This window comes from uncultured Blautia sp. (assembly GCF_902497045.1).
Lineage (GTDB): Bacteria > Bacillota > Clostridia > Lachnospirales > Lachnospiraceae > Blautia_A.
In genome coordinates this window covers 1-4,714 of sequence record NZ_CABVDF010000225.1, presented here as the reverse complement: position 1 = coordinate 4,714, position 4,714 = coordinate 1, and the positions used below count along the sequence as shown (strand labels likewise).

Below are 4,714 nucleotides of genomic sequence, written 5' to 3'. Positions count from 1 at the left end.
AAAAATCTTCATAGGATTAAAGGGAAAACTGCTTGCATATGAAGCTGTAAATTAGTATAATGAAGAATAGGTTCGTAAAAATTTAATAAAAGGGAGAGGAAATCAATGAACAACAAAGAGTTTAAACCGTATGTTCCGGCAGAAAAAGTAACCGCTGAAATGACGGTGACCTCTGTGATCATGGGTATGATCCTGGCAGTTGTATTCGGCGCAGCCAATGCTTATCTTGGTCTTCGTGTTGGTATGACAGTATCTGCTTCCATTCCGGCAGCAGTTATTTCCATGGGAGTTATCCGTGTGATCATGAAGAAAAACTCCATTCTTGAGAGCAATCTGGTACAGACCATCGGTTCTGCAGGTGAATCTCTTGCAGCAGGAGCTATCTTTACTATGCCGGCGCTGTTTCTCTGGGCAGAGGAAGGTCTTTGCGAGAAACCGGGTCTGGTAGAAATTACTTTAATCGCACTTTGCGGCGGTGTTCTGGGTGTACTTTTTATGGTACCCCTTCGTAATGCGCTGATCGTGAAGGAGCATGCCACACTTCTTTATCCGGAAGGAACTGCATGTGCAGACGTTCTTCTGGCAGGCGAAGAGGGCGGTTCCAACGCGGCTACTGTATTTTCCGGTATGGGAATCGCAGCAGCATTTAAGTTTATTGTAGACGGACTGAAAGCAGTTCCGGCAGACGTTGCCGTAGCCTTTAAGTCCTTTAAGGGTGAGATCGGTATGGAGGTTTATCCGGCGCTTCTTGGCGTTGGCTATATCGTAGGACCGAGAATTGCATCCTTTATGTTTGTAGGTTCTATTGTGGGATGGCTGGTAATTATTCCGCTGATCTGTCTGTTTGGACCGGAAACTTCTATGTATCCGGCAGCGGCAGGAGTGACAATTTCCCAGCTTTTTGCAGAAGGCGGAGCAGCGGCTATCTGGTCAAATTATGTTAAATATATCGGAGCAGGTGCTATCGCTACAGGCGGTATCATTTCCCTGATCAAATCTCTGCCTCTGATCATTTCTACCTTCCGTGATTCCATGAAGAGTATGAAAGGATCCCAGGCGAACAGTACTTTGAGAACTGACAGAGATCTTCCTATGGGTGTGATCCTTGTTGGTATCCTTGCAATGGTATTTATTATCTGGTTTGTTCCGGCAATTCCGGTAAACTTCCTTGGAGCTCTTCTGATCGTAGTATTCGGTTTCTTCTTTGCAACCGTTTCCTCCCGTATGGTAGGTATGATCGGATCCTCCAACAACCCGGTTTCCGGTATGGCTATCGCTACACTTCTGATCGCTACATTTGCAATTAAAGCAACAGGTGAGACTGGCATCAAGGGTATGACAGGAGCAATCGCTATCGGTTCTGTTATCTGTATCATTGCAGCAATTGCAGGAGATACTTCTCAGGACCTTAAGACAGGATATCTTCTTGGAGCTACTCCGAGGACACAGCAGATCGGTGAGCTTCTTGGTGTGGTTGTATCCGGTCTTGCAATCGGCGGTGTTCTTTATCTTCTGGATGCAGCGTGGGGATATGGTACAGCAGAAGTTCCGGCTCCTCAGGCAGGTCTTATGAAAATGATCGTAGAGGGTATCATGGGAGGAAACCTTCCCTGGACTCTTGTATTTGTAGGTGTATGCCTTGCAATTGGTCTCGAGATCTTAAGAATTCCGGTTATGCCTTTTGCAATTGGTCTTTACCTTCCGATTTACCTGAATGCAACCATCATGATCGGCGGTACAGTGCGCATGTTCATGGACGGACGCAAGAAGGTAGATGCAAAAACAAAAGAAAGACAGGTTACCGATGGTACGCTGTACTGTGCAGGTATGATCGCCGGAGAAGGTCTTGTAGGTATTTTCCTTGCCATTCTGGCGGTAGCGGGAGTGACCATTCCGTCTTTCATCAGCTTTGGCAATATCGGCGGTGTTGTGATCATGGTTCTTATGATCCTTTGTCTGCTGAAATTCTCCTTATGGAATAAAAGAAAAGACTGATGAAAAAAAGAAATAAAAAAAAGATGGCAGATATCAATTATCTGGATCTGATACCGGAAAAAAGCAGTTCATTAAAGTGGCATACAGATTTGAAAGAGAGGGTGATCCTGGAGGTGGAAAATACCGGGATCATGAACAAGATTGCACAGAATCTGTTTAATAAACCTCGTTTTACAAAAGTTCATCTGGATGCTAACGGAAGTTTTATCTGGCCGCTGATCGACGGAAAACGTACGGTGGAAGATATTGCTGTGCTGGTAAAGGAACAATTCGGGGAGGCAGCTGAACCTCTGTATCCCAGAATTATCAAATATTTCCAGATTGTAGAAAGCTATCATTTTATCAGATTTGTAAATATGCCCGAAAAATAGGGCAGAATAAGAGCGGGAAGCGGCTTGTGCCGTCTCCCGTTCTTTTAGGATATGGGACGCTTTACCGCATTAGAGTTATAATTACAGGAGGAAGTTTTTTATGAAACTTGCAGGAAAAAGATCTTTGTTTCTGGAGTATATGGTAATCTTTATAGGAACAGGGCTGATGGCAGCTGCGATCACCTCCTGTTTCGATGCAGCCGGGCTTGTAACAGGCGGATTTTCCGGAGCTGCTATTCTGGTTAAGGAATGGACGAGAGGAATTGTTAAAAACGGGGTTCCTCTGTGGATTACGAATCTGAGTCTGAATATTCCTCTTTTTATACTTGCAACAAAGATCAAAGGATTTTCATTTGTAAAAAAAGCTCTGATCGGAGATATGTCATTGACGATGTGGCTGGCTGTTCTTCCCGCATGGGAGCTTTCTGATGACATTCTTCTTTCCTCTGTTTACGGAGGTATTATCCTTGGCGTGGGAATTGGCCTTGTATTTCTGGGAGGAGGAACGACTGGCGGTACAGATATGCTGGCTGCCATTATCCAGAAGTATATGAGGCATTATTCCATTGCACAGATCATGCAGTTTATAGACGGAGCGATTGTACTTGTGGGAATGTATGTATTTGGCATTCGTAAGGGTCTTTATGCGATCATTGCCGTTTATCTAGTAACAAAGGTTTCAGATGGTCTGATCGAGGGCCTGAAATTTTCAAAGGCAGTTCATATTATCACCGATAAGCCGGAGGAAGTGGCCCGTATGATCATAGAGGATATGGATCGGGGAGTTACAGGCATTCATGCCAAGGGAATGTATTCAAAGCAGGAAAAACTGATGCTTTACTGTGTGGTAGGAAAGAAAGAACTGGTCCAGCTGAAAGAAAAGATTGATGAGATCGATCCTAATGCATTCGTGATCGTAGGAGATGCCAGAGAGGTACATGGAGAAGGATTTATAGAAAGATAGGGAAAAATATACAAAAATCACGCAAAAAATTGTAACAAATTTCGGATTTCCTCTTTTATTTTTGGTGATATTGTATTAAAATAGCTTTATGTACAGGTTTTCTTTATGGGAAAAGAGAAGAAACATGCAGAATGCGTAAGAAGGGATGTTAGCAGATGATATCAAATCAGGTACTTCAGAATACCCTGGAAGGGTTAAAAGAAATATCCAGAATCGAGTTTTGTGTTATAGATACAGAAGGTAAGGTTCTGGCATCTACATTTTCAGATTTTTCGGTTCAGCCGGAAGATGTACAGGCTTTTGTAGGATCCCCGGCAGAAAGCCAGCTTGTGAAGGGATATCAGTACTTTAAGGTAAGTGATGATTACCAGCTGGAATATGTTCTGGTGGCACATGGGGACGATGAGGATACCTATATGGTAGGTAAACTTGCGGCGTTCCAGATTCAGAATCTGATTGTTGCCTATAAGGAGCGTTTTGATAAGGACAGCTTTATCAAAAATCTTCTGTTGGACAATCTTCTTCTGGTGGATATTTATAATCGTGCAAAGAAGCTCCATATTGATGCGGATGTGCGCCGTGTTGTTATGATCATGGAGCTGGAGCAGGAGAAAGACCACAATGCCATGGAGGCGGTAAAGAGCTTTTTTGGCGGCAAGACAAAAGATTTTATTACGGCTGTAGATGAAAGAAGCATCATTATCGTAAAACAGCTGGAAGATGGAGAAAACTACAGTGATATGGACAAGCTTGCCCATGCGATCCTTGATACACTTGGATTCACACAGGAAAGCGAAACACATATTGCTTATGGAACAATTGTAAATGAACTGAAAGAGGTTTCTCGTTCTTATAAGGAAGCCAGAATGGCTCTTGATGTAGGAAAGATCTTTTTTGGAGAAAAAGACGTGATCGCCTACAGTTCTCTGGGAATCGGCAGACTGATCTATCAGCTTCCTATTCCGCTGTGCAAGATGTTTATTAAAGAGATTTTTGAAAATAAGTCCCCGGATGATTTTGATGAAGAAACCCTGGTGACTATTGATAAATTCTTTGAAAACAGTCTGAATGTTTCTGAGACATCCAGACAGCTGTATATCCATAGAAATACCCTGGTATACCGTCTGGATAAGCTGCAGAAGAGCACAGGACTGGATCTTCGTGTATTTGAAGATGCGATTACCTTTAAGATCGCACTGATGGTGGTAAGATATATGAAATATATGGAGACGTTGGAATATTAATATCATGTAAGAGAGATCCTTTGATAATAAGGATCTCTTTCTTGTTAGCCGGGATGGGTAATAGTTTGTTTAATTTGTTTTAAAAATCTAATGATTTTACTTGACACCAATAATATACTCGAGTATATTATTGGTGTGAG

General features: G+C 42.7%; 4 protein-coding genes. All 4 read left to right on the top strand.

Annotation, left to right across the window (positions count from 1 at the left end; genetic code table 11):
* Window positions 1–105: 105 nt before the first annotated feature.
* Window positions 106–1,995 (top strand): OPT family oligopeptide transporter, encoded by a 1,890-nt coding sequence (locus RDS42_RS12695; protein WP_308783985.1) that lies wholly within the window; start codon window positions 106–108, stop codon window positions 1,993–1,995.
* Window positions 1,995–2,366, top strand: a complete 372-nt coding sequence (locus RDS42_RS12690; RefSeq protein ID WP_308783984.1) for a PqqD family protein — start codon at window positions 1,995–1,997, stop codon at window positions 2,364–2,366. The genes RDS42_RS12695 and RDS42_RS12690 overlap by 1 nt, the downstream gene beginning before the upstream one ends.
* 100 nt (window positions 2,367–2,466) lie before the next feature.
* A complete protein-coding gene (locus tag RDS42_RS12685; protein ID WP_308783983.1) occupies window positions 2,467–3,330 on the top strand; it encodes a YitT family protein in 864 nt (287 codons plus the stop codon).
* A gap of 155 nt (window positions 3,331–3,485) precedes the next feature.
* Window positions 3,486–4,574, top strand: a complete 1,089-nt coding sequence (locus RDS42_RS12680) for a helix-turn-helix domain-containing protein (RefSeq protein ID WP_308783982.1) — start codon at window positions 3,486–3,488, stop codon at window positions 4,572–4,574.
* The last annotated feature ends 140 nt before the right edge of the window (window positions 4,575–4,714 follow it).